This window comes from Anaerococcus tetradius ATCC 35098 (assembly GCF_000159095.1).
GTDB classification, from domain to species: domain Bacteria; phylum Bacillota; class Clostridia; order Tissierellales; family Peptoniphilaceae; genus Anaerococcus; species Anaerococcus tetradius.
This window is the reverse complement of record NZ_GG666295.1, coordinates 98,513-124,331: the sequence shown is the minus strand read 5'-3', so window position 1 is coordinate 124,331 and position 25,819 is coordinate 98,513. Positions and strand designations below refer to the sequence as shown.

23 protein-coding genes are annotated in these 25,819 nt (G+C 32.5%); 4 read left to right on the top strand and 19 right to left on the bottom strand.

The window, feature by feature from the left end; genetic code table 11:
• Positions 1-2: 2 nt before the first annotated feature.
• Genes HMPREF0077_RS00535 through efp form a run of 6 tightly spaced genes read right to left on the bottom strand, consistent with a single transcriptional unit; the run spans position 3 to position 3,461 of the window.
• Complete coding sequence (locus HMPREF0077_RS00535) at positions 3-830, bottom strand: polyprenyl synthetase family protein (protein ID WP_004835884.1); 828 nt, start codon at positions 828-830, stop codon at positions 3-5.
• Positions 823-984: an exodeoxyribonuclease VII small subunit gene (locus tag HMPREF0077_RS00530; RefSeq protein ID WP_231723865.1), complete on the bottom strand. Its 162-nt coding sequence runs from the start codon at positions 982-984 to the stop codon at positions 823-825. Before HMPREF0077_RS00530 ends, HMPREF0077_RS00535 begins: the two co-directional genes overlap by 8 nt.
• A 19-nt stretch (positions 985-1,003) precedes the next feature.
• Positions 1,004-2,188, bottom strand: a complete 1,185-nt coding sequence (gene xseA, locus HMPREF0077_RS00525) for an exodeoxyribonuclease VII large subunit (protein ID WP_004835882.1) — start codon at positions 2,186-2,188, stop codon at positions 1,004-1,006.
• Positions 2,166-2,567: a transcription antitermination factor NusB gene (locus HMPREF0077_RS00520; RefSeq protein ID WP_004835881.1), complete on the bottom strand. Its 402-nt coding sequence runs from the start codon at positions 2,565-2,567 to the stop codon at positions 2,166-2,168. Before HMPREF0077_RS00520 ends, xseA begins: the two co-directional genes overlap by 23 nt.
• Entirely contained in the window at positions 2,567-2,893 is a 327-nt protein-coding gene (locus tag HMPREF0077_RS00515) for an Asp23/Gls24 family envelope stress response protein (RefSeq protein ID WP_004835880.1), read from the bottom strand. The genes HMPREF0077_RS00520 and HMPREF0077_RS00515 overlap by 1 nt, the downstream gene beginning before the upstream one ends.
• A gap of 10 nt (positions 2,894-2,903) precedes the next feature.
• Positions 2,904-3,461, bottom strand: coding sequence for an elongation factor P (gene efp / locus HMPREF0077_RS00510; RefSeq protein WP_004835879.1), 558 nt, complete (start codon positions 3,459-3,461; stop codon positions 2,904-2,906).
• Positions 3,462-3,588: 127 nt separating this feature from the next.
• Here efp and HMPREF0077_RS00505 point away from each other — a divergent pair, with 127 nt between their 5' ends.
• The gene (locus HMPREF0077_RS00505; protein ID WP_040349185.1) at positions 3,589-4,764 is read left to right on the top strand and encodes a nucleotidyltransferase family protein; all 1,176 of its coding nucleotides are present in this window, start codon (positions 3,589-3,591) and stop codon (positions 4,762-4,764) included.
• A 25-nt stretch (positions 4,765-4,789) separates the two neighbouring features.
• On the opposite strand, the gene HMPREF0077_RS00500 is transcribed toward HMPREF0077_RS00505, so the two are convergent.
• The 10 genes from HMPREF0077_RS00500 to HMPREF0077_RS00455 form a co-directional block, all read right to left on the bottom strand.
• Positions 4,790-5,278 carry an ATP synthase subunit B family protein gene (locus HMPREF0077_RS00500; RefSeq protein WP_004835877.1) on the bottom strand — a complete coding sequence of 163 codons (489 nt, stop codon included), beginning with the start codon at positions 5,276-5,278 and terminating at the stop codon, positions 4,790-4,792.
• Positions 5,279-5,287: 9 nt separating this feature from the next.
• Complete coding sequence (gene coaD, locus HMPREF0077_RS00495; protein ID WP_004835876.1) at positions 5,288-5,770, bottom strand: pantetheine-phosphate adenylyltransferase; 483 nt, start codon at positions 5,768-5,770, stop codon at positions 5,288-5,290.
• Entirely contained in the window at positions 5,748-6,311 is a 564-nt protein-coding gene (gene rsmD, locus HMPREF0077_RS00490) for a 16S rRNA (guanine(966)-N(2))-methyltransferase RsmD (RefSeq protein WP_004835875.1), read from the bottom strand. Before rsmD ends, coaD begins: the two co-directional genes overlap by 23 nt.
• Complete coding sequence (locus HMPREF0077_RS00485) at positions 6,311-8,302, bottom strand: ATP-dependent DNA helicase RecG (RefSeq protein ID WP_004835874.1); 1,992 nt, start codon at positions 8,300-8,302, stop codon at positions 6,311-6,313. Before HMPREF0077_RS00485 ends, rsmD begins: the two co-directional genes overlap by 1 nt.
• Positions 8,302-9,870: a DAK2 domain-containing protein gene (locus HMPREF0077_RS00480; protein ID WP_004835873.1), complete on the bottom strand. Its 1,569-nt coding sequence runs from the start codon at positions 9,868-9,870 to the stop codon at positions 8,302-8,304. The genes HMPREF0077_RS00485 and HMPREF0077_RS00480 overlap by 1 nt, the downstream gene beginning before the upstream one ends.
• An 8-nt stretch (positions 9,871-9,878) precedes the next feature.
• Positions 9,879-10,232, bottom strand: a complete 354-nt coding sequence (locus HMPREF0077_RS00475; protein WP_004835872.1) for an Asp23/Gls24 family envelope stress response protein — start codon at positions 10,230-10,232, stop codon at positions 9,879-9,881.
• Between the two features lie 143 nt (positions 10,233-10,375).
• Positions 10,376-13,903: a pyruvate:ferredoxin (flavodoxin) oxidoreductase gene (nifJ, locus tag HMPREF0077_RS00470; protein ID WP_004835871.1), complete on the bottom strand. Its 3,528-nt coding sequence runs from the start codon at positions 13,901-13,903 to the stop codon at positions 10,376-10,378.
• 279 nt (positions 13,904-14,182) lie between these two features.
• Complete coding sequence (gene hprK / locus HMPREF0077_RS00465) at positions 14,183-15,220, bottom strand: HPr(Ser) kinase/phosphatase (protein WP_004835870.1); 1,038 nt, start codon at positions 15,218-15,220, stop codon at positions 14,183-14,185.
• Between the two features lie 3 nt (positions 15,221-15,223).
• Positions 15,224-17,074: an excinuclease ABC subunit UvrC gene (uvrC, locus tag HMPREF0077_RS00460; protein ID WP_004835869.1), complete on the bottom strand. Its 1,851-nt coding sequence runs from the start codon at positions 17,072-17,074 to the stop codon at positions 15,224-15,226.
• The gene (locus HMPREF0077_RS00455; RefSeq protein ID WP_004835868.1) at positions 17,071-18,840 is read right to left on the bottom strand and encodes an aminopeptidase P family protein; all 1,770 of its coding nucleotides are present in this window, start codon (positions 18,838-18,840) and stop codon (positions 17,071-17,073) included. The genes uvrC and HMPREF0077_RS00455 overlap by 4 nt, the downstream gene beginning before the upstream one ends.
• A 205-nt stretch (positions 18,841-19,045) precedes the next feature.
• Between HMPREF0077_RS00455 and ychF the strand changes: the two genes are divergently transcribed.
• Both ychF and HMPREF0077_RS00445 read left to right on the top strand, forming a co-directional pair.
• Positions 19,046-20,143: a redox-regulated ATPase YchF gene (ychF, locus tag HMPREF0077_RS00450; RefSeq protein ID WP_004835867.1), complete on the top strand. Its 1,098-nt coding sequence runs from the start codon at positions 19,046-19,048 to the stop codon at positions 20,141-20,143.
• A 7-nt stretch (positions 20,144-20,150) separates the two neighbouring features.
• A complete protein-coding gene (locus HMPREF0077_RS00445) occupies positions 20,151-20,759 on the top strand; it encodes a thymidine kinase (protein WP_040349295.1) in 609 nt (202 codons plus the stop codon).
• Between the two features lie 189 nt (positions 20,760-20,948).
• On the opposite strand, the gene map is transcribed toward HMPREF0077_RS00445, so the two are convergent.
• Positions 20,949-21,767, bottom strand: coding sequence for a type I methionyl aminopeptidase (gene map / locus HMPREF0077_RS00440; protein WP_004835865.1), 819 nt, complete (start codon positions 21,765-21,767; stop codon positions 20,949-20,951).
• Between the two features lie 45 nt (positions 21,768-21,812).
• On the bottom strand, positions 21,813-22,610 hold the full coding sequence (locus tag HMPREF0077_RS00435) for a nitroreductase family protein (RefSeq protein ID WP_040349183.1): 798 nt from the start codon (positions 22,608-22,610) through the stop codon (positions 21,813-21,815).
• A 75-nt stretch (positions 22,611-22,685) separates the two neighbouring features.
• Here HMPREF0077_RS00435 and HMPREF0077_RS00430 point away from each other — a divergent pair, with 75 nt between their 5' ends.
• Positions 22,686-24,479: an ATP-dependent helicase gene (locus tag HMPREF0077_RS00430; protein WP_004835863.1), complete on the top strand. Its 1,794-nt coding sequence runs from the start codon at positions 22,686-22,688 to the stop codon at positions 24,477-24,479.
• A gap of 30 nt (positions 24,480-24,509) precedes the next feature.
• On the opposite strand, the gene HMPREF0077_RS00425 is transcribed toward HMPREF0077_RS00430, so the two are convergent.
• Positions 24,510-25,784 carry a bifunctional folylpolyglutamate synthase/dihydrofolate synthase gene (locus HMPREF0077_RS00425; protein ID WP_040349182.1) on the bottom strand — a complete coding sequence of 425 codons (1,275 nt, stop codon included), beginning with the start codon at positions 25,782-25,784 and terminating at the stop codon, positions 24,510-24,512.
• Positions 25,785-25,819: the final 35 nt, after the last annotated feature.

The following is a 25,819-nucleotide window of genomic DNA, read 5'->3' as shown; positions in this document are numbered from 1 at the left end:
CTCTAATATTGTCTTTTGGACAGAAATTCAATTAAAAATAGGAAAAATTGATTATTTTCAAAATTTTCGATTTCTTTTTTGCATTGATAATTAATATCTTCTAAAAGTTTTTTGCTGGCTTGTAAATCCATCAAACTTAAAATATTAATTTCATCACCATAATCTTTTTCAAGTAGGTCATCTTGTATCTGAAAACCAAGCCCTAGATAGTAAGCATATCTTTCAAGACTGTTAATTGTATCTTGGTCAAATCCATTAACTAAGGCTCCAGCAACTATAGCTCCTTTGAAGAAATCGGCTGTCTTTTTATCATAAACTTCAATTATAAAATCCTTGTTGTAATTCCTCCTACGTCTTAAATCTAATATTTGTCCTTCTATCATCCCATCTTTACCAGTTTTGCTTAGAAGATATTGACTAGCTTTTATAAAAGAAGAATCTCTAGAAGCAATTTCAAACATAAGTTTTGTTGCTTCGTTGAGCAAAGCATCACCAGTCAATATTCCTAAATCTTCTCCAAAATGTTTATGGAGGCTCTCCTTACCTCTCCTATAATCATCATCATCCATTGCTGGCAAATCATCATGAACTAAGGAGTAAGCTTGAATCATCTCTATGGCCAAAGCGAATAGTAAATCGTTTTTATCGATTTGATTTCGAGAAAGTCTCCTTGTTTCTAAAAATAGGCTAGCCCTTATCCTCTTACCAGCTTCTAGAGCATATAGCATCGCCTCTTCTATTAGAGATTCTCCTTTTATGTAAGTTTTTATTTCATCATCTAGCAAATTCTTGTTATCAACAAGCCTTTGTCTGTAATCAATATCATTCATATTTAGATATAACTTCCACCTTTGCCTTATAATCCTTTAATTTGTTTTCTAAATCTTTGTAAATGCAAGTTGCTTTTTCATAAATCTCTATACTTTTATCCAAGTTATCCTTATTTTCTTCCAATTGCTTTAGAAGATCTTGCATTTTTTTCATATTTTCTTCTAGGGTCTTATCAATCAATTACTTCCACCTTTACAATTCCATCACTAAACTCTATATAAGCCTTATCCTTAACTTTTAGTTGATGAGCTGAAAAAATTATTTCTTGCTTAATGTCCTTTATGTGAATATTCTTTTTGCTTATCTCTATAATATCTTCAAATCTCTTTAAGTCTTTGTATAAGAGTTTGATTTTTTGCTCATTATACGTGATATTAGCTTGTATTTTTAAGTCCAGGTCCTTTTTAAGGTATAAAAGCTCTCTCATCTTTTCTTTCAAAGTAAAAGACGGATTATACTTATCAAGCTCTAGTTTTAACTTAACTAAGTCAAACTCATAGCTTTTAATTCTATCATTAAGAATTCCTTTTATTTGATCTAGGATATTTTTCATATCCCTTTCTAAATTTGAATAAGATTTTACAAGGTAGGAACCTGCTTCTGTCGGCGTTTGTAGGGATAAATCCGCCACTAAATCAAGCAAAGTTTGATCTATTTTATGACCAATAGCCGATATTATAGGTGTCTTAGCATCAAATACAGCTTCAATAACAGCCCTATCATTAAAACTATTCAAATCTTCATTGGATCCACCACCTCTGGTGATTACAATTAAATCTAAGCCTTTCTTATCAAGACTTCTAACCGCCTTGCTAATCATTAAGGAAGAATCAGTCCCTTGAACTTTTACAGGATAAAGATAAATATGAATATCATTGGGCTTCTGATTAATAACTGATAAGAAATCAACAATTGCTGCACCTTCTTGAGAAGTTATTAAGCCGATTTTATTAGGGTATTGGCTTATCTCCTTTTTATTAGAGATGTCAAAATAGCCTTTTTTTCTAAACTCTTCTTTCATCTTTATGAATTGTAAATAATTATCAGAAATGCCTTTTTCTACTACTTCGTTTGCAACAATCACAATTCTAGATGAATAGTTATTATATAATACATTACCCCTAACTAAGATATCTTTGCCAACTTCAAAATCAAAGTCAACAGCCTTATCTTCATAATAATAAATTACACAATCTATGATATCTGTATCTTCTTTTAGAGAAAAATATAAATGGGAATTATTGATCCTAATGTTCGCCAATTGCCCATTTATATAAAGATTTTGAAATATAGGATCGTGTTTTATATTTGATTTAAAATACTCATTAAACTGCTTAACACTTAGTGCTTTTCTCATTGCCATCTTTTCTTACAATTGATCCTAAGATTGAATTAACAAGTTTATAATCCTCTTCATCAGAATATTTTTTAGCTAAATTCACAGCCTCGTTAATTGAAACTGAAACTGGAATATCCATAAAGTAAATTTCATTTATACTTAGATAAAGAATAGACCTAAGCACCTTAGCAATTCTCTTATGTTTACTATCTAGATTAGAATCAACTTTTTCTTCTATTAGTGTGAGTTTGTCTAGATAAGATGAAATCGAAGCCTTAATAAAATCTTCATCTGCCAAATTAAGTTCAGCTAGGATTTTATCTACATCCTCTATTTTACTAATCATGTCTTGATAGATTAATTTAAATACCCACTCTCTTTGCTCAACTCTATTCATTATATTTCAAGATTGTTAACATTGACATCAACTCTAGTTACAGCTATGCCTGTCATATTTTCAACTACACTTTTAACATTCTTTTGTATATCTTTTACAGCATTTCTAACATTGATATTTCTATCAAAGTTGACATCTAGATAAAAATGTAGATAATCGCCTAGTTTTTGAACTCTACTTTTAGGATTCCTATTATAGAAACTAAAAGTTTTATCTTGATCATCTTCACAAAAGACACCGTAAACATCGCTTGCAGCAGCAACTGCTATTTGATCAAGAATTTCATCTGCAATCTTTACTGACCCGTTTACGAAATTTGCTGACATAATCTTCTCCTTATACTCTTGATAGATAATCCCCAGTTCTTGTATCTATCTTAATAACATCACCCTCATTTACAAATACTGGAACTTGAATTACTGCACCTGTTTCTACTGTGGCTGGTTTTGTAACGTTAGTTGCTGTATCACCCTTTACTGCTGGCTCTGTTGTTACTACTTTCAATTCTACAAAGTTTGGTGCTTCAATTTGGAATGGCTTACCATCATAGAACTTAATTTGAACTGGTTCATTTTCCTTAACATAGATGATTGCATCTTTTACTGATTCATATTCAATACCTATTTGTTCAAATGTTTCTGGATCCATAAAGTAATAAAGCTCGCCATCATTGTATAAATATGACATTTCTTTTGTTGTTATTACTGCTTGCTCAAATTTTTCATTTGGGTTAAAAGTAACATCCTTTGCTCCACCGTTCATTACAGATCTTATTTTAGCACGAACAAAAGCTGCTCCCTTTCCAGGTTTAACGTGTTGGAAATCAATTATTTGATAAACCTCATTATTATATACAAAAGTTACGCCTTTTCTTAAATCATTTGCTGAAATCATATATCCTCCTACGCATGTTTCTCTAATTATTATACCATATTTTTTCAAAATAATTAAATTAATCCAAATAATAATAGCCTATATTTATAATATTAAATAAATAATGTATAATAAAGATGGTGATAATATGAAAAAACTTGCAATAATTTCAGAATTTAATCCATTTCACAATGGTCACAAATATCTAATTGAACAAGCAAGAAGGATAATCAAACCTGACCTTGCTGTTAGTCTAATGAGTGGTGATTTTGTTCAAAGAGGCGAAGCTGCCATTATTGATAAATTCGCTAGAGCTAATGTTTCTTTAGCTTGTGGTTTTGATTTAGTTATTGAGATGCCAAACTTCATCAGCCTCCAATCGGCTGAGTTTTTTGCTTACAAGTCTTGTGAGCTTCTAGATAAAATAGGAATTACTTATATAGCTTTTGGCATTGAAAACATGGATCCAGATGTTTTTTTAACTTACGTTAGTAAAATTATTTCTAATGACTCAAAAATAGAGAAGTTAACTAGAAAATTTATTAATGAAAATTATTCTTTTACTGAAGCAAGATATCTGGCACTAAAAGAATTTTTATCTTCCGATTATTTTATTAGTTCAAATAACATCCTCGCCCTTGAGTATATGAGATCCATTTCTAAATTAAGCTCTAAAATCAAGGCCATTCCTATTAGAAGGATGGGGGCTAATAATAGTGATCTTTTAGTTGAAGACAAAAATTTTGCTTCATCTACCGCAATAAGAATGAATCTTAATAGGGATATTAGAAATTTAATGCCTAAAGAATCTAATGAGTCTTTAAATTATTTTTTTAGTAACCACAAGAAGGCTGATTATGACTTACTCCTTGATATTTTTAAGTATAAATTATTAATCAAGAATGATTCAATGGAGGAGATACTCTGCTATGAAGAGGGTATGGATAATTTTTTTAGAAAATTACTAAGTTCTAATCTTACTTATGATACTTTCATAAATGCTTGCAAATCCCAAAGACATAGTAAGTCACGTATGAAAAGACTCATGCTTAATTATATTTTAGACAATAAAAAAGACCTTAACGAGCTTAACTATAATTTTATAAAAGTCTTAGCCTTTAATAATGAGGCTAGGCAATATTTTAGAGAAATTAATGAAAAAATAAAAGTGGTCATGAGAAAGTCGGATACCAAAAAGCTTGATAGCTCTGAGTTAATAATATATGAGAGTATGATAAAGTCTAGTAATTTATATTCGCTTTTGTCTAAGAGAGACCTATTCTTAGATTATAAAAATCCAATAAAAATACAGAAAAACCTATGAAGCCTCAAACTTCATAGGTTTTATCTTACTTACTTTCTAGAATTTTAATTCTATTTTTTTCAAGTTGTTGAGCAAGTTGGCTAAAGTTTTCTACAGATCCTTGGAACAATCTATCTACATAAGCATATGATTGTTGTCTAATTTTTTCAGCCTCAGCATTAGCTTCAGAGATAATTCTATCAGCTTCATTCCTAGCTTGTCTTGTAATTTCATGCTCAGATACTAATTGTTTAAATTTATTTCTTGCTTGTTCTTTGATATTATTAATTTCGTTTTCGGCTTCACTTAGTCTATTCTCAGCTTCATTCTTTGCTTCACCGATGATTCTTTCTTTTTCATCATTAACCCATTGAGCTTGCTTAATTTCTTCTGGCAAAGCATCTTTCATTTCTGTCAATAATTCATATATTTCATCTGGATCAACAGATACTTTTCTTGAAAAAGGAACAGATGATGATTCATCCATCACATCTTCCATCTCATTAATCAAATTTATCAACTTATTTTGTGCCATAATATCCCCCTAATACTCAAACTTCTCTTTAATTTTCAACTCTACATCTTTACTAACAAAAGATGACACATCGCCTTTAAAGCTAGCGACTTCTCTAACTCCACTAGAACTTATGTAAGAATAGTTTGGATCACTGAGTAGAAATATTGTCTCAAGTCCTTCCATTAGTTTAGAGTTAAACATAGCGATGTTTTTCTCATACTCATAGTCTGTAATTTCCCTCAATCCTCTAGCAACGGTCTTTATACCCGTTTTCTTTGCAAAATTCACCAGCAGACCATCAAAAGAAGCTATGCTTATATTTTCAATGCCCTCTTCTATCATTTCTTCTCTAATAATATTTTCTCTTTCTTCAAGAGAAAATACAGAGTTTTTGTTTTCATTAATTAATACAGCAACGACAACTTCATCAAACATTTTAGAAAGTCTCTTGATTATATCAATATGACCAAGAGTTAGTGGGTCGAAGCTACCTGGATAAATCACTTTCATTTCTCGTATATATTTTTATTAGTTTCCTTCCATAAGATTTTTCTTTTAGGATGTTTAGGCCTCCTCTTCCAGAAAAATCTAATTCCCTATCGGATTCTGTTATTATTATACCTTCATCATTTAATAATTCACATTCTATTATTAGCTCAATAGCTTGCTTTAGCATATCCCCATCATAAGGCGGATCCAAGAAAATATAATCAAACTTTAGCTTTTCTTCCTTATAATATTTTAGAGCTTTCCTAAAATCAAGCTTTGTAATTTTAGCCGAGTCAACCTTAATTTTAGAAAGATTTTCTTTTAATATAGAGTGGGTAGATGAGTTTTTTTCATTAAAGTAAACTTCTCTAGCACCCCTAGACAAAAATTCTATACCCATCTGTCCAGTACCAGAAAATAGGTCTAAAGCCACAAAATCAGGTTTATAGGGAAAAAGCATATCAAAGATTGCCTCCTTTACCTTATTATCTGTTGGTCTAGATGAATTAACTTTTGGCGATAATAAATTGAAACCTTTATATTTTCCTGCTACAACTCTCATTAATTTAATATTATCCTCTTATCATTACAAAAAAACTCATCAATAAAGGAAAGATTAACACCCTGATAATTAGAGTCTTTAGTCTTTTTATATATTTCAAAGCTTTTGTCTATTTCTTCTGCTGTCATATTTAGATATTCTATCTTAGAAAGATTCTTACCGTGCTGGATTAAAGATAAAATCTTTCCTCCACCCCTAAGTTCAAAATCTTTCTTGGCAATCTCAAAACCATCATTACTTTTTACTAAGATATTTAACTTACTAGTTGGACTAGGCTTATCACTTACTAAAAAACAATAAGACTTATATTCACCCCTTCCAACTCTTCCCCTAAGCTGATGGAGGGTTGATAAGCCGAAATTATCGGCATTATAAATTATCATTGTATTAGCATTGGCAACATCTATACCAACCTCGATTACAGTTGTCGCAAGTAAAATATCTATACTTCCCTCGCTAAATTCCTTTAAAATATCTTCCTTATCATTAGCCGTAAGCTTTCCATGCAGAATAGCTATCCTGTAGGAAGGAAATTTTTTCTTATAAAGTTTATAAAGGTTTTCTAGGGAGTTTTTATCATCTGCATCTATATTATTAGTAACAACATAGACTTGCCTAGAAGCTCTAATATTCTCCTCAATAAAATTATATAACAAACTTATTTTTTCACTTCCTATAATTTTTGTTGTAATTGGAATTCGTCCCTTAGGAAGCTCATTAATTATAGATAAGTCAATTATCTGGGAAATCTTTAGGGACATAGTTCTTGGTATAGGAGTCGCTGTCATTGTTAAATAATTTACTTCGTGTCCCTTGAGGGCCAGCATTTGTCTTTGGCTTACACCAAACCTATGTTGTTCATCATTTACAACGAATCTAAGATTTTTAAAAACAACATCCTCCTGGATAAGGGCGTGAGTTCCTATGAGTAAATCAATCTTGCCATCTCTTATATCTTCTTTAAGCTTTTGCTTATTCTTTGTACTAGAAGTTAGAAGAGCAGCCTTTATCTTAAACTTGTCAAATAAATATTTGTTCTTTTCAAATTGTTGAATAGCTAAAAGCTCAGTAGGTACCATCATTGCTGACTGATAAGAGTTAAGGGCAAAAACTATCATAGTGATTATCGCTACTATAGTTTTCCCACTACCAACATCCCCTACCAAGAGTCTGTTAGCTGAATTTGGAGAAGCTACATCTTCCAGAATTTCTATCAGTGATTTTTCTTGACTTCGTGTTAGGGTGAATGGAATCTCTTTTAAGATTTCACTCAGATTGTAATATAGATTTATACTTTGTTTATGCCTAGTTTTTTCTTTTAAATAATCTAAAAAATATAAATCCTTTAGTAAATCTATAATCTTAATCTGACTCTTAGCCTTTCTGAGATTTTCTATAGAACTTGGTCTATGAATTTCCCTTAAATTATCAATTCTTTTATTTAGCTTAAATTTATCAAGTAAGCTATAGTCAATGATATCTTCCTTACTATCATAATATTTCAATGCTTCTTCAACATAGGTGCTAATTTGCTTATGACTAAGGCCTTTAGTCAAAGAATACAAAGGAATTATAGATCCGATTTCATCTTCATCTAAGTCACAAAAAATAGGATTGACAGCTTCATAAATCCCCTTTTTTTCAGTTATTTGGCAGAAAAATTTATATTCTTTTCCCTCAAAAAGTTTCCTAGGACTAAATCTGTCATTAAACCATATCAGACGTATTTTATAGGAAGGGTTTGTAAGTTCCCTTGCATATAGGTATGAAATAGTCATCTTTGAAAGATTCTTAAAATAGAGCTTACTGACAATCTGCCAGCAAAAGTAGTGCTTATTAGAATCTTTTATATCAATTATACTCCTAAGCCTTGTCCTATCTTCATATTCTTTGGGATAATAGGAATATAAATCCGATACACCTAGAATACCGAGTCTTTTTAGGTCACTAGCTTTTTTAGGACCAATCCCCTTTAGACTTGTTAGATCCATTATTCTAATGTTACAGTGTAATAATAAACTGGTTGACCACCATATACTAATTCACAATCTACATCTTTGTATTTCTTAGAAAGCTTCTTGACAAATTCTTTGGCTTTTCTCTTATCTACATCCTCACCATAATATACAGTAACAAGAGAAACCTCGCCTTCTTCTATGATTTTATCAATAGTTAGCTCTAAAGTCTTATCCATTGAAGAGTCTGTTGCAACTATCTTACCATCAAGTATTCCTATATAGTCATCTTTTCTAATCTTTATATCATTAACACTAGTATCTCTTATTGAAATTGAAACTTCGGCTATATGAATATCTTCGATAATCTCATTCATATTTTCAACATTTTCTTCTGCTGATAAACTTTCATCAAATTCTAATAAAGCAGTGAATGTTTCTGGTATTGATCTAGTATCAACAACATAGGCATTTTTTTCTGTTACTTCTGCCGCTTGTTTAGCTGACATTATTATGTTTTTATTATTTGGGAAAATAATAATATTTTCTGCATTTATTTCTTCAATAGCCTTAAAGATATCCTCAGTAGATGGGTTCATAGTTTGTCCGCCTGCAATAATCTTATCTATATTTAGGCTTTCCATTATAGCATTGTAGCCTTCACCCCTAGATACAGCAATAAATCCATATTTTTTCTTTGGCTTTGTATCAACTTCCTCCTTAATCTCAATATTTGCTTTCAAATTTTCAAGATTAATCTTTAAGATTACACCTTCCAAAAGAATCATTTGAATAATATTTTGTGGACTATCTGTTTTTAATGAAGCTTTCAAACTTTCACTTGTTAATGTCGAATCATAATCTTTTGTAATTCTTCTAAGATTTTCATCTAGTTGGCTTAATTTTTCTTCATTTGAGGCTAGTTCGAAAACTAACTTATAAGTAAAGTCATCATCATCCTCTTCTGCTGACAGATTAATATCCCTATCTATATTTCCATTTAAGGCATTTAGGGCACCCCTTAATAGGAAAATTAATCCTTGACCACCTGAGTCAACTACTCCAGCCTCCTTTAAAACAGGCAATAGCTTTGGCGTACTATCCAAGGCTTTTTGACCTGCTGCAATTATTTCCATTAGATAGTCATCTAGTTCTATATCTTCTTTATAGGCTTCTGCCGCCTTCTCAGCCATCATTCTTGCAACTGTAAGTATTGTTCCCTCAGTAGGTTGCATAACAGCCTTGTAGGCGGTTTTTTTAGCATTTTCAAATATATCCCTGATGTCTTCTGCATTTATGACATCCTTGCCCTTTAAAGTTTTGGACATACCACGAACCAATTGAGAAAGAATAACACCTGAGTTGCCCCTTGCTCCCATAAGGGTACCTTGACTCAAGGCCTTGGAAACTTCTTCAACAGAAGATAAATTAGATTTATTTACCTTATCAAGTCCAGATTTAATTGTCATGTTCATGTTAGTTCCAGTATCACCATCAGGAACAGGAAAAACATTTAGTTCATTAACATGATCCTTGTTCTCATCTAAATATTCATAAGCTCCAATAATCATTTGTTGAAGTTTATTAGCATCTATAATTTTCATTTACACTCCTACTTAATTATCCCTTGTACAAAAATGTTGACTTCAGCAACTCTAACATTAAGAGATTTTTCTACATTATATTTCACATTTTCAATTATATTTTGACAAACAACCGGAATCCTTACACCATACTTTAGGAATAAAGAAATATTAATTTCTATGTTTCCATTATCAAGCCTTTTTATATGAACTCCCCTTTGCATGTTATTAACTCCTAGTAGTTTGTATATACCATCCTTGGCAGAAGCACTGGCAAGTCCTACTACTCCATAAGATTGCATAACACTGGCTACACTTATATTTGTAATAATCGAATCATCAATAGTTACTTTTCCTAAATGATTAACATACTTAATAGTCATAATACCTCCAGTATGAATTAGTAAATCTATTACCTTTTTATTATGATTATACCATAACTATCAATTAATTATAATGGAATTTGCAAAGATAAAAGTGCACATAAAAAAACCGCCAAATAAATGACGGTTTTTATGAATTAAATTTATTTACCTGCTAATCTCTTATATGTTGCATATCTATCTTTTGCAGCTTTTTCTGCTTCAGCATATAATTCATCAGCTGTTTCTGGGAAGGATCTCTTTAGTGAAGAGTATCTTACTTCGCCTTGGATAAATTCTTGGAATGATTCTTTTGGTTCTTTAGAATCTAATTGGAATGGATTTTTGCCCTCTTCAGCAAGTCTTGGGTCAAATCTCCATAAGTGCCAGTAACCAGCTTCTACAGCTTGTTTTTCTCTGTATTGTGATTTACCCATACCGATTCTAATACCGTGGTTGATACATGGAGCATAAGCTATTACTAATGATGGACCATTGTAGCTTTCTGCTTCTTTTAGAGCTCTAAGTGTTTGATTTTGGTTTGCACCCATAGCTACTTGTGCACAGTATACATAACCATAAGATGTCATCATTAGACCAAGGTCTTTCTTTCTAACCTTTTTACCTGATGCAGCAAATTGTGCTACTGCAGATAATGGTGTAGATTTAGATGATTGTCCACCTGTGTTAGAGTAAACTTCTGTATCGAATACAAGGATATTGATGTCTTCACCACTAGCTAGGACATGATCAACACCACCGAATCCGATATCGTAGCTCCAACCGTCACCACCAAAGATCCAGATTGATTTCTTAATCATGTAATCTTTTAGTTGGAAAATCTTATCAAGTAGGGCTTTTCCTTCTTCGCTCTCAACTGTTTCTTCTTTAAGATTCATAATCTTAGCTGTTGCTTCTTTTGAAGTATTAACAGTTTCTTTACCTTCTAACCATGCCATGAATGCTTCATTAAATGGTGTATCAAGACCTAGTTCTAAGAATTGGTTCATGTATGTTTCAAGTAATGATTTGTTAGCATCAGCAGCAAGTTTCATACCATAACCATATTCAGCAGCATCTTCAAATAGTGAGTTACCCCAAGCTGGTCCCTTGCCACAAGAATTCTTTGTGTAAGACATAGCTGGTGCACTAGCTCCCCAAATTGAAGAACAACCTGTAGCGTTAGCTATATACATTCTATCACCAAATAATTGAGTAACAAGTTTTGCATATGGAGTTTCACCACATCCAGCGCATGCGCCTGAGAACTCAAGTAATGGTTGTTTGAATTGGCTTCCCTTTAATGTCATTGGATCCATAACGTCTTCTTTGTATCCAATTTCATCATGAGCAAAGTACCAATTGTCTTTTTCTTTTTCTACTTCTTCTTCGAATGGTTTCATTAGAAGTGCTTTCTTTGGAGCTGGACATACATCTGCACAGTTTCCACATCCAGTACAATCTAGTGGAGATACTTGGATTCTAAATTCGTATCCATCCATGCCCTTACCAATTGCTTTTTTAGTTGTAAAGCCTTCAGGTGCGTTTGCCTTTTCTTCTTCTGTTACTAAGAAAGGTCTAATTACTGCGTGAGGACAAACGTATGAACATTGGTTACATTGAATACAATTATCTATTTGCCATTCAGGAACTGTAAGAGCAATTCCTCTCTTTTCATATTGTGTTGTGCCTGATTCGAAAGCTCCATCTTCTCTACCAACAAATGCTGATACAGGGATGTCGTCTTCTTTTTGTTCAAGCATTGGTTTAACAATTTCTCTGATGAATTCTGGAAGTTCTCTTTCTTCTTTCTTTTCATCAACTGCATCTTTCCAATCTTCTGGAACTTCAACTTTGTGGATTGCATCGATTCCGCTATCTACAGCCTTGTAGTTCATGTTAACAATATCATCACCCTTGTGGCCGTATGACTTAACTATAGATGCCTTTAAGTAACCAACAGCATCTTCCAAAGGAATTACGTTAGCAAGTTTAAAGAATGCAGATTGCATAATCATGTTTGTTCTTGAACCTAATCCAATTTGTTGAGCTAAGTGAGAAGCGTCAATTGTGTAGAATTCAACATTGTGATTAGCAATGTAACGTTTCATGTTTGCTGGTAGATGTTCATCTAATTCTTCATCAGTCCAAGCACAGTTTAGTAAGAATGATCCGCCGTCTTTTAATCCCTTAAGTAGGTCATATTGATGAACGTAAGCAACTTTTGAACAAGACATAAAGTCAGCTTCGTCAAGTAGGTATGTTGATCTGATTGGGTTTTTACCAAATCTTAAGTGGGATACTGTTAGACCACCAGATTTCTTTGAGTCATAGTCAAAGTAACCTTGAGCGTACATGTCTGTGTTATCACCGATAATCTTGATAGCTTGTTTGTTAGCTCCAACTGTACCGTCTGATCCGAATCCCCAGAATTTACATCTTGTTGTTCCTTCTTGCCTAATCTTTAGGTCAGTTCTTTCAAGTGATTTGTGAGTAACATCATCATTGATTGAAATTGTAAAGTCGTCTTTTGGTTCGTCTTTAGCAAGATTTACAAATACAGCTTCGATATCAGCTGGTACTGTATCTTTTGATGATAAACCATATCTACCGCCAATGATAAGTGGTTTGTCTTCTTTATCATAGAAAGCAGATTTAACATCAAGTAGTAAAGGTTCACCAACAGATCCTTTTTCTTTTGTTCTATCAAGAACAGCAATTTTCTTAACTGTTTTTGGAATAGCTTTTAGTAAGTGATCTACTGAGAATGGTCTGTAAAGATGAACTTCAATCATACCAACTTTTTTGCCTTGAGCAAGTAAAGCGTCGATTGTTTCTTCAGCAGCTTCACAAACAGATCCCATTGCAACGATAATTTCTTCTGCATCATCTGCACCATAGTAGTTGAATAATTCGTAGTGTGTACCAATTAATTCATTGATTTTGTGCATGTAATCTTCAGCTATACCAACGATGTCATCATATGCATTGTTTACAGATTCCATTCTTTGGAAGAAGATGTTCTTTTCAGCAGTACCAATTGTTTTTGGTCTTTCTGGGTTTAGTGAATTATTTTTAAATCTATTTACGGCATCCATATCTACTAGTGGAGCAAGATCTTTATAATCCCAAACTTGAATCTTTTGGATTTCGTGGCTTGTTCTAAATCCATCGAAGAAGTTAACAAATGGTATGCTTCCTTTGATTGCTGATAAGTGAGCAACTGGAGCTAAGTCCATAACTTCTTGAACTGAAGAGTTGCAAAGCATAGCAAAACCTGTTTGTCTTGCTGACATTACATCTGAATGATCTCCGTAGATAGAAAGTGCGTGAGTAGCAAGTGTTCTTGCTGCAACGTGGAATACACCTGGTAATCTTTCACCTGCAATCTTATACATGTTAGGAATCATTAATAATAATCCTTGACTTGCAGTATATGTAGTAGTTAGTGCTCCTGCTGCTAATGCTCCGTGTACTGCTCCTGCAGCTCCTGCTTCGGATTGCATTTCCTTTACTTGTACTGGTCTACCAAAAATATTCTTTCTTCCATTAGCAGCCCAAACATCTACTGCTTCTGGCATTGGTGATGAAGGTGTAATCGGATAGATTGTAGCAACATCTGTAAACGCATAAGATACGTGAGCAGCGGCTGTGTTACCATCCATAGTCTTCATAGCTCTTTTAACTGTCATTTAAGACCTCCTATAATATTAGTAACAAATATCGTTAACACTATTTTAAGTATAAGTTTTTTTAACCTATATGTCAAGTTAGAATTTCAACTTTTCTTGCCATTTTTAATAAAAATTTTATTCTTTTTTATACCATACGTTTAATTATTTATTTTTTTAAATTTTTATAACTTCTTTTAATTAATTCAAAACTAAAAAAGACTGTCAGCACATTGAAATACTAACAATCATTTTGTTTACTTGAAATTTAACAGCTTAACTTTATTAAGAGCTTATTATCTATATAATTCCTTGACCATCTTTTAATATATCCCTTATTGATGTGTAATTTTCTCCACTAGTTTCTTTGAAGATATTGTCAGTCATGACTTTTGCTGCATTGTATCCCAAATTCTTTTCTCTTTGATTCATTGCAGCTACTTCAACTATCAAGGCTAAGTTTCTTCCTGCCCTTACAGGGACTACAATATGGGGAACTTTTACATCCAAAATTTGAATAAAATGATCATCCAGACCTAGTCTATCGTATTCGTAATCCTCTTTCCATTGTTCAAGTTCTATTACCAAATCAATATTAGTTGCAGACTTTACAGCTCCTGATCCATATAATCTTCTAACATTGATTATTCCAAGACCTCTAATTTCCATATAATGCCTAATATTTGCAGGAGAAGCTCCTGTTAATTTATTATTAGCAGCAATTATATCTACCATATCATCAGCTATAAGTCTGTGACCCCTATTTACCAAATCTAGGGCTGTTTCACTCTTACCCACAGATGATTTTCCCATAATCAAAACTCCTACACCAAAAACTTCAAGTAGTTCGCCATGTACATTGCTGGTTGGCGCTAGTTGATATTCTAGCTCATCGGAAAGTTTTGATATCAATCTTGTAGACTTTAGTGGCGACCTCAAAAGAGTTATGTCATAGTAACTACATAAGTCCCTAATATCTTTGTTGATTTCTTTGTTATAGGTAAATATTACTGCTGGCAATTTATAAGATAAAATTCCTCTGAATCTCTCATATTGCATTTTGGAATCTAGGCTTGTTAAATATGTATATTCAACTGAGCCGATTAATTGCAATCTTTTGTGAGGAAATTTTTCTAGATAACCTGTTAGCTGTAGGCCAGGCCTATTAACTTCTACACTTTCCAATTCTATTTCATCAAAATCGCTTGATTTATAGATTATTTCTAGATTCATTATTTCAACTATTTTACTAAGACTTACTTTTTTTTGATCAATTCCTCTAGTTATTTCTTTGTCTATATGCTCACTAAAATCGCTTATATCATTGCTGTTAGCCATATCTTATCCTTTCAATTTAAAATACTTATAAATTTCAAGAGCCTGAACTTTTCCAACTAGGGGCACTTCCATAAGCTCTTCAACGCTCGCCTTTTTGATGTTAGCTATTGTTTTAAAGTGTTTGTACAAATTTTTTCTTGTTTTTTCTCCGACACCCTTTATTTCATCAAGCTCTGATTTTTTCATTGTGTTTTGCATAAGTTTTCTATGATAATTTATAGCAAAGTTATGGGCTTGTTCTTGGATTTCATAGATTAATTTATAAACAGGATCTCTCCTATTAATGGGAATCTCCTCGTTATCATAAATTATAGCCCTTGTTGTATGCTTATCATCTTTTACTAGACCTGCTATTTCTATGTCCAAAGCTAATTCACTAATTACTTCTTTAGCTATACTAACTTGACCTTTTCCACCATCCATCAATATTAAATCCGGCATAGATCCAAATCCTGTTTTGGTATATCCCTTAGCCTTCTCTTCTATCCCACGTTTTAGTCTTCTAGTCAAAATCTCCCTATGGGATGCGTAATCATCAGGCCCAACAACAGTCTTTATCTTAAATTTCCTATACTCCTTAGGAGTAGGGATACCATCTTCATACACTACCATTGAGCCAACTGACAATACTCCTGAAGTGTTCGATATATCGAAACATTCCATCCTAAAGATATCCTTTATGTTTAGAATTTCTTTAAGTTGATTAAAACCTGATGAGCGTTTTCTTTCTTTTCTTTCAATTCTTTTATCAAGCTTCATTCTCATATCGTAAGCATTTCTGCTAGCCAAATCTAGCAATTCTTTCTTTTTCCCAAGTTTTGGCTTCATTATGCTAACCTTGGCATTTTTCTTATCTGAAAGAAAGTCACTCAAGGATTGTAAATCGCTCGGTAAACTTTGAACTATGATTTCTTTTGGTATATAGGTCATGTCAAGATAGAACTGCTTCATAAAAGACGAAATTATATCCTCATCTTTTTCCATAAAGTCATTTTTAATTACAAAGTGCTCTCTATCAACAATTTTACCCATTCTCATAAAAAACACTTGGATGATAATGTTATTTATTCCCTTGCTTGTAGCAATGATATCCATATCATCAGCTCGTGTTTCTGTGACATTTTGCCTTTCAGAAATTACAGATAAGGCCCTATAATAGTCCCTATATATGGCCGCCATCTCAAAATTCAATTCTTTGCTGTAGGCTTGCATTTTTTCTAAAACCCATGCTGGGATTTTATCAGATTTCTTATCCAAAAATGAGCTAACTTGCTCCATATTTCTAAGATAAGTTGATTCATCTTCCTTATCTACGCAAGGGCCCTTACATTTTTTGATAAAATAATTTAGGCAGGGTCTATCAAGTCTTGCACCCTTATCAAAATTCAAATTGCAAGTTCTGAATGGATAATAAAGGTGGAATAAAGCTATAGCATCATTAACTGCGTAGGCATCAGGATAGGGACCAAAATATTTGGCCCCATCTTTTTTTACTTGTCTAACCTTTTTTATTCTAGGAAATTTTTCCTTCAATATTTTTATATAGGGATACTGTTTATCATCCCTTAATACAATATTGTATCTTGGTCTATTCTTTTTGATTAAATTACTTTCAAGAACTAGGGCCTCGACTTCATTTTGAACTATGATATACTCAAAATGATCTATGTTTTTAACCATGGCAAGGACTTTAGCGCCCTTATTTTTGCTATTATCAAAATATTGACGTACTCGTCTTTTTAGAGAAATGGCCTTACCTACATAGATTATTTCATCATCAGCATTTCTCATTATATATACGCCTGGTAATTCAGGAAGTTCTTTCAGTTTTTCTTTAATCTTTTTATTTGTCAAATTTCTCTACAACTCTCTTTCAAATATTCTAAGTCATGGCCTTCTAGGTATGGGCTTAGCTTTTCGAAGCATGCCTTGTTGTAATTATTTAACCATTCAAGCTCATCTCTATTGAGCATTTCGGTTTTTACTGGTCTTGTGTCAATAGGAACATAAGTAAGAGTTTCAAATTGATTGAACTTACCAAATTCATTTTCAAAAGCTTTCTTTACATATGCTTCATTTTCAATTCTAATACCATGTGAGTTTGCAATATATAGACCTGGTTCTATTGATGAGGTCATGTTTGCTACAAATTGGTGATTATCTCTATCAGCAATTCTTTGTGGTCCTTCATGGACTGTTAGAACAAAGCCTACCCCATGGCCTGTTCCATGGAAGAAGTCTTTACCTGCTTGCCAGAGTGGGAATTTTGCAAAAGCATCTAATCTTTGTCCATTTGTCTTATCTTTGAATTTAGCTAAGAAAAGACTTAAAAATGATTTTAATACGAGTGTATAATCTGTTTTTTCTTCATCTGTAAGTTTACCTAGGGCAACAGTTCTTGTTATATCAGTAGTTCCCTCATTATAATGGGCTCCAGAGTCAACTAGAATCATTCCTTCATCTCTTATTGTTTTAGAGCCTGTGGCTTGTGGTGCATAGTGAACTATAGCTGCATTTTCTTTATAGCCTGCAATTGTTTCAAAAGAATCTTCAATATAAGATTCATCTTCACTTCTTAGGTCATGTAGTTTTTTGCTAGCTAATAATTCATTAAGAGATCCAGTTTTTGCCCCTACTTCTAGCCAAGAAAAGAATTTAACCAAGGCGATACCATCTTTGATGTAGGCTTTCTTAACATTTTCAATCTCTGTATCAGTTTTTATCGTTTTCATTAAAATACTAATATTTGTACCAAGGCTTACTTTTACATTTGCATTTATGCTATCATAAATTGCCACATTAGTCCTTTCTGGATCAAGGTATATCCTATTTTTCCCAGAAATATTTTTTAATAACCTATAAATAGAGTCATAGCTATAAATCTTTACATCGTTTGATTCAAGATATTCTCTTACTTCTGCTGTTAATTTATCTTCATCTATACATAGACTAGCGCTGTCATTTGAAATTAACATATAAGATAGGAGGACAGGATTGTAGGCTACATCATTTCCCCTGATATTTAGCAAATAACAAATATCTTCAGGTGCTCCAATAAAGGTATAATCACAAGATTTCATCTTCATAGTAGTTCTTAGTCTAGCTAATTTTTCCTTTAGGCTTTCACCTACATATTCTTCTTTCATAATCCAAGCCTTATCTTTGCCAAGTTCTGGTCTATTATCCCAAATTTGAGATATATAGTCTACGTCAGAGACAAGAATTCTAGCTCCCATATTTTCGCTTAGGTTTTTGTATCCTTTTACTGAATATGTTTTGCCATCAAAGGCAATTTTACCAAACTCAGATACATTTTTGTCAAGGTAGTCTTCTAGGGTATCTACACCTTCAACACCAATTTTCATTAGACTAAACTCTGTATTCTTTAATTCTTTTTCAGCTTGTAAGAAATATCTACTATCAGTCCATAGTAAGGCATCGTTCATTGTTACTAGTGCTGTACCTGCTGAGCCAGTAAAACCAGTTATAAACTCTCTAGTTTTATAATAATCTGCTAGATATTCAGATTGATGAGGATCTGATGTTGGGATAATATATGCGTCAATATTTCTTTCATTCATCAATTCTCTTAATTTATCTATTCTTTGATTTATATTCATTTTTGACTCCTTAATATCATAAAGTAATTTTTCTACTTATATTATACTAATAATAATCACTTTCCATAATTGAAAATATAAATAATCAAAGTAAAAAATGTAAAAGCCCTAAAAGCTCTTATATGGATAAGTAAAAGATTGATATTTCTTATAAAACAATTATAATATTATCATTGCAAAAAATAAAAGTAGATGGAGTGATCAAATGAAATTAGGAATTGTAGGCTTGCCTAATGTTGGTAAATCAACATTATTCAATGCCATTACTAAAGCAGGTGCACTTATAGCGAATTATCCATTTGCTACAATTGATCCAAATGTCGGACTTGTTAATGTACCTGACAAAAGATTAAATAAATTATCTGAATTAAGTTCTAGCAAAAAAATTGTTCCAGCCGTTATTGAGTTTTATGATATAGCCGGTCTTGTAAAGGGAGCTTCAAAGGGTGAAGGTCTTGGAAATAAGTTTCTATCTAATATTAGAGAAACCGAAGCAATAGTAGAAGTCCTTAGGTGCTTTGATGATCCAAATGTTACCCATGTTGACGGTTCTGTTGATCCTTTAAGAGATATTGAAACAATTAATCTTGAGCTTATTTTTTCTGACCTAGAGTTAGTAGATAAGGTTCTTGAAAAAAGAAAAAAGATTGCAAGAAGCGATAAGAGCGTTAGGGCCGAAGTCGAATTACTTGAAAGAATCAAAAAAGTTTTAGAGGAAGGCAAATCAGCTAGAGTCTTAGACCTCAATGAGGAAGAAGTAAAAATGCTTAGAGCCTACCAGCTTCTATCAACAAAGCCTATTATTTATGTGGCAAATGTAAATGAAGAAGACGCAGCAAATGATGGGGAAAATAATCCTTATGTAAAAAAAGTCCGTGACTTTGCTAAAACTGAGGGGGCAGAAGTTTCTGTCGTATCTGCAAAAATAGAGCAAGAAATATCAGAAATCGAAGATGAAGAAGAAAGAAGCGAATTTTTGTCCATGCTAGGTCTTGAAGAATCAGGTACTGACAAAGTTATCAGAGATTCTTACAAAACCCTAAATCTAATATCATTTTTAACTACTGGCGAAATGGAAACTAGAGCTTGGACAATAACTAAGGGTACTAAGGCAGTTGATGCAGCAGGTAAAATTCACTCAGATATTTCTAGGGGATTCATAAAAGCTGAAATAGTTTCCTATGACGACCTTATCAACGAAGGCTCAATCCACAAGGCCCAAGAAAAGGGTCTACTTAGACAAGAAGGGAAAGATTACATCATGAAAGATGGTGATGTAGTCAACTTTAAGTTCAATGTTTAGAAATACTATGAAAAGACAAGGTCGATTAATCGTTCATACTGGATCCATGTTTTCTGGAAAGACTACATCTCTATGGAGAGAGCTTTATAGGATGAGAATAGCAAATTATAAGATAGTAGCCTTTAAGCCTTCAATTGATAACAGGGATGACGATAAAAAAATTGTAAGCCACGATAATCTAGAATTAGATGCAATCAAAGTTGAAAATATTAAAGAAATCTTGGCTTATGCGAAAAGTAATGATATAGATTGTATAGGAATTGATGAAGTTCAATTTTTCCCAAATGACCCTAGCGAAATAATAGAAATATTTAATGAATTAATGGCTATGAACATTACTATAGTAGTTTCTGGCCTAGATATGGATTATATGGCTAGACCTTTTGAAATTATAAAAGAGATCATGCCAATAGCCGATGAGCTAGTTAAGCATCATGCTATTTGTGCTTCATGTGGTGAAGATGCTTGGGCTTCTTACAAAAAATCATCAGATGATTCTAGAATACAAATAGGTTCCAAGGACCTTTATGAACCCCTTTGTAGGTCCTGCTATAATAAAAAAATGAAGGAAAGAGAAAAATACAAAAACCAAATTTCCCTAGAAGAAATAAAATAATAATTTTAAAAGGGGCTGTTGCAAAATTATGAATAATCATCGTCCCATCATTAGAAGGTTCTCTTAGGAAATTTTTAGTGGTGCCTGCCGACTGATGGAGGCATTTAGCCCGTCGGCAAGGTGAGACTTTCCGTGGAGGTTCTTCTAATGATATTGGGACGATTTATTCATTCTGCAACAGTCCCTTTTCTATAAATTATTTCTTTTCTTGTAAGCTTCAATAAATTCTAAATCACTAGTAGTAAGCTCATACTTACTTTGATCTGTGATTATTTCTGGACCGTCTTCATGGATGATTAGTTGGTGTTCAAATTGAGAACAGTTAGAGTGATCCCTAGTTCTTGCTGTCCAACCATTATCATCTACCTTCATTTTCCAGTCGCCTGCAGCTATCATTGGTTCAATAGTAAAGACCATGCCCTTTTGAATCCTAGCTCCCCTACCTGCTTTACCATAATGAGGAACTTGTGGGTCTTCGTGCATTTCCTTTCCTATACCATGACCTATAAAATCTCTTATAACCGAAAATCCATTTTCTTCTTCGACATATTCTTGGATAGCATGACCAATATCACCTATCCTATTTCCAACTTTCGCAGCTTCTATCCCCCTCATTAGGGCTTCAAGGTCGCAGTCAACAAGATTTTGATCTTCTTCTTTCATCTTTCCAATAGTATAAGTCCAGCATGAGTCTGCTAGGCCCCCATCAAGGTTAACTACATTGTCTATTGATACAATGTCTCCTTCTTTTATTACATAGTCGGATGGATAGCCATGGCAAATTTCATCATTAACTGAAATACAAAGGGTATAAGGAAAACCTCCATAACCTAGTTGGGCTGGAATCGCCTTTTTATGCTTTATAATAAATTCATTAGCAAATTTGTCTAAATCAATTGTCCTTATACCAGGTCTAATGATTTTTCTTATAGCCAAGTGGGTTTGGCAGAGAATTTCTGCTGCCTTTCTCATTTTTTCAAAATCTTTTTCTGTATATATTCTTATCAATTATATCTCCTCCATTAAAATAAGGACGCTAAAGCGTCCGTTATTCTATAAATTTTTGCTTGCTATAAAGGTGTATTCCTTAGCATCCAATACTGGATTGATATCCCATTTGCTGTTGGATGCTATTGTTTTTCCTAGTTCATCTATATAATACATTATTATACCTGCATCTATTAAATTTACAGTTCCAGCATAGTCTTTAATGTAGATAGATAACTTATCACCTTCGATTAAAAATCTCCAAGGTTGACTGTTGTAAGCAGATGGAGCGTATTTTGCATAGTCAAAGATACTGCTTAGTCCTCTTTGCTCTAAATCTTCATCACTTGCAGCTTGGTTAAAATTATCAAGGTAAACTAGGTCAGAATTAGCAAGTCTATCGTAATATTTATGCTCCTTTAAGCTTTCATCCATTGGGTATCCAATAGCAAGAAGTATTGAAACATCTCCATTTTCATATTTGAGAGCAGATTTTTTAATCTCCTCACTTACTTCGCTTAGAGTTATCCAACAATTACCAAGACTTAGCTCATTAAGTTTAGTGATTAATTCTTCCATTGCATAGGCAGCCTTAACGTAGGTTTCTGGCTTATTATTAAGTGTATTAAGGGCGATATAGGCTGGTGCTTTTATCATAATACCCTTATAACCAGCAAAGCCTTGAAGCTTTTGATAGACTTCCTCACAATTTGTAAGGAGGGCAAAGTTAATGTCTTCTTCACCATGTTTTAGGGCAGAATCACTCATTTCCTTATTTAATTTTTCTATCAAATCGTTTGATAGCTTTTCTTCTTTAAAGTCTCTAGTTGATGTTCTTGATTTCAAAAAATTTTGTGTAAGCATTATTTCCCCCATCTTTTTTTATTCTTCTTCTATTTTATCATATTTTTAAATAAATTAATATGATAAAATAAAGATATGAAGTTAACAGACAAACAAATTATAGCAAGTAGGCATATAGATGGACCTGTTTTAGTTCTAGCAGGCCCTGGGGCAGGTAAAACTACCATGCTTTTAGAAAGAATTAAATACCTGTCAGAAAGAATCGATCCCAGCCATATTTTGACAATCACCTTCTCCAAGAATCAAGCTACTGATATGGAAGAAAGATATGACTCAAAAAAGACTAACTTTATGACCATCCATGCTTTTTGCTATCTAATTATAAGAAACTATTTAAAGAAAAATAACAGAAGTCTCAGACTCTTAGAATCTGACACAAGTTACAACAAGTACAATATAATTAGCTATCTATTTTTTAAATTTAATAATAAAAAAATTAGCAACGAAGATCTAAACGAATTTTTTAGAGATATGTCCTACATGAAAAATGCCATGCTAGACGAGTCCTATCTAGAAAATTCAAAGATTAAAAATTGTATCAAGATATACAGGGCTTATGAGAATTTTAAGATAAAAAATTTTTATATAGACTTCGATGATATGCAAATTATAGCCTTAAAGTTAATTAGCAATGATGAAAGGCTCCTAAAATCTATAAGAAATAAGTATAAATATATTCAGCTTGACGAAGGTCAGGATACTTCTCTAATTCAATTTAAAATTATAGAAAAAATAGCAGCCCCCTCAAACAATTTAATGATTGTAGCTGATGATGATCAATCTATTTATTCCTTTAGGGCAAGTGATGTAGCCTACTTATTAAATTTCAAAAATACCTATCACGATGCTAAGATTATTGTCATGGACGAAAACCATAGGTCGGGTGCAAATATTGTAAACTTATCTAAGAATTTCATAGAGATTAATAAGTTTAGATACAAGAAAGATTTATTTACAAATAATAGCTTCACCTCAAATGTTAAGCTAAAAGTCGTAAAAAATGTAAAAGAAGAATATAAATTTATAAAAGAAAGTCTAGATTGGAATAAGAAAAATGCTATTTTATTTAGAAATAACATCCAAGCCATAAATTTAATTTCTTTCTTAATGGAAGATGGTATTGACTTTTCTGTGCAATTTTCTGATCTAAATTTCTTTAAATCTAAAATCATAGAAGATATATTTAATATTATAGAATTTTCAGAAGACTTCTATAGGACGGATTTGTTTGGCGAAATTTATTATAAAATATCTAGCTTTCTAACTAAGGAGGATGTCGAAAAGTTAGCTTTTAAATCCCTAGGTCAGGACGTTTTTCAACATCTATATGGGATGGACTTAGAAGATTACAAGCTTGAAGCTTTGATAACAAAGGAAAAGCAACTCAAACATATTAGAAAACTTAGCCTAGATAAGAAGATATCATTCATCTACAAGTACATGGATTATAAAACTTACATCAATAATTTTTCTAAAAGATATAGGGAGGAAATCGTAAATAAAGACCTCTATATAGAATCAATTGTAAATTTCACCAATGGTTTATCTAACAAGGAAGAATTTGACCAAAAAATCGCCTATCTTGATAAATATTGCAAATCTCAATCATCAAATCTTATCCTTTCTACAATCCATAGGTCCAAGGGGCTTGAGTATGACAATGTTTATATCATAAATCTTGTCAAAAATGAATTTCCGATGATTGTAGATAATGAGGACTATGCCAACAAATTAGAAGAGGAAAGACGCCTAATGTATGTAGCTATGACTAGGGCAAAATCGAATCTAAATATTTTAACCATCAAAAAAAGAGACTCAAACACGCTTGAAGCCTCAATTTTCTTCAAAGAAATATCAGATTTGCTCTAGTTTAATTCTTGAGCAAATTTGATTAATAGTTTAACTTTCTTTTTCATATTTAAGTAAGTTACCTACCAAATACAAGGAACCACACCATATTACTAGATCCTTATCAGAAGCAATCTTTTTAGAAAAGTTATAGGCTTCGATTGGGTCTTTTATTTTTTCTACATCATCAAATTTTTCCTTAACAATTTCATATAAATCATCTAGGTCAAAGGCCCTTGGATTATCTTCTATTTGTGTAAGGATAATCTTACCAGCAACTTTCGATAATTTTTCAATAATATAAGGGTAATCCTTATCTTTTAGTATGGAAAAACCGACAATCAATCTGTCATAAGTATAATTTTCTAGGGACTTGATTAAAGCGTCAATGGCCTCCTTATTGTGCGATCCATCTAGAAGAATCCTTGGTTTTTTTGATATCATTTGAAGCCTACCAGGATTGTCTGCCCTAAAAATCCCCTTATAAATATCATCTTTTGTAAGATTATACTCATCTTTTATGTGATCGAGGCATAATAAGGCTGTTGCAGCATTATAAACTTGGTGGATACCAGTTAAAGATGTTTTTATGTTTTTATAGTCCCTAAAGTTAAATTCGTTGTAAGTAGATCCTAGCTTTAAGATTTCAATCTCGTTTTTATCATAAGTATAAAGCTTGCTATGGCTTTGTTCACACTTATCTGTAAAAACTTTTTTAACAGTTCCCTCTTTTGGATATAAGAAAACTCGGCTATCTTCTTTAATTATTCCCGCCTTATTTCCCGCAATCTCTTCTAGGCTATCGCCAAGAATTTGAACATGATCTTTGGATATGGTAGTGATAACACAAGCCTTAGGCTTTTTAATAATATTTGTCGAATCAAGACTACCTCCAAGACCAACTTCAACAACTGCAAGGTCTACTTTCTTTTCGTAAAAATATATATACATTATAGCTGTGAGAACTTCAAAATAAGAGTTATGATAACCTTCTTCATCAAGTCTCTTTAATGGTTCCTTTAGCCTATCAATAATTTCCATAAAGTCTTCGTCGCTAATATCTTCACCTGAAATAGAAATTGACTCATTAATTTTAGTCATATATGGTGAAGTAAATAGGCCTACTTTATTTTTTAATGCCAAAGTTTCTTCAAGCATGTGAGCTGTCGATCCCTTGCCATTAGTTCCTGCTACATGGATTACATCTATTTTATCCTGAGGATTATCAAATAAAGCCAAAAGTCTTCTGATTTTCTCTAAGCTATGGCCACCATTAGTGTTGCCCCTATTTATAATATATTCGTAATAATCATTAAAATTTTTCATCTCCACCTCCATCTCTTAATTATAGTTAAGAAATG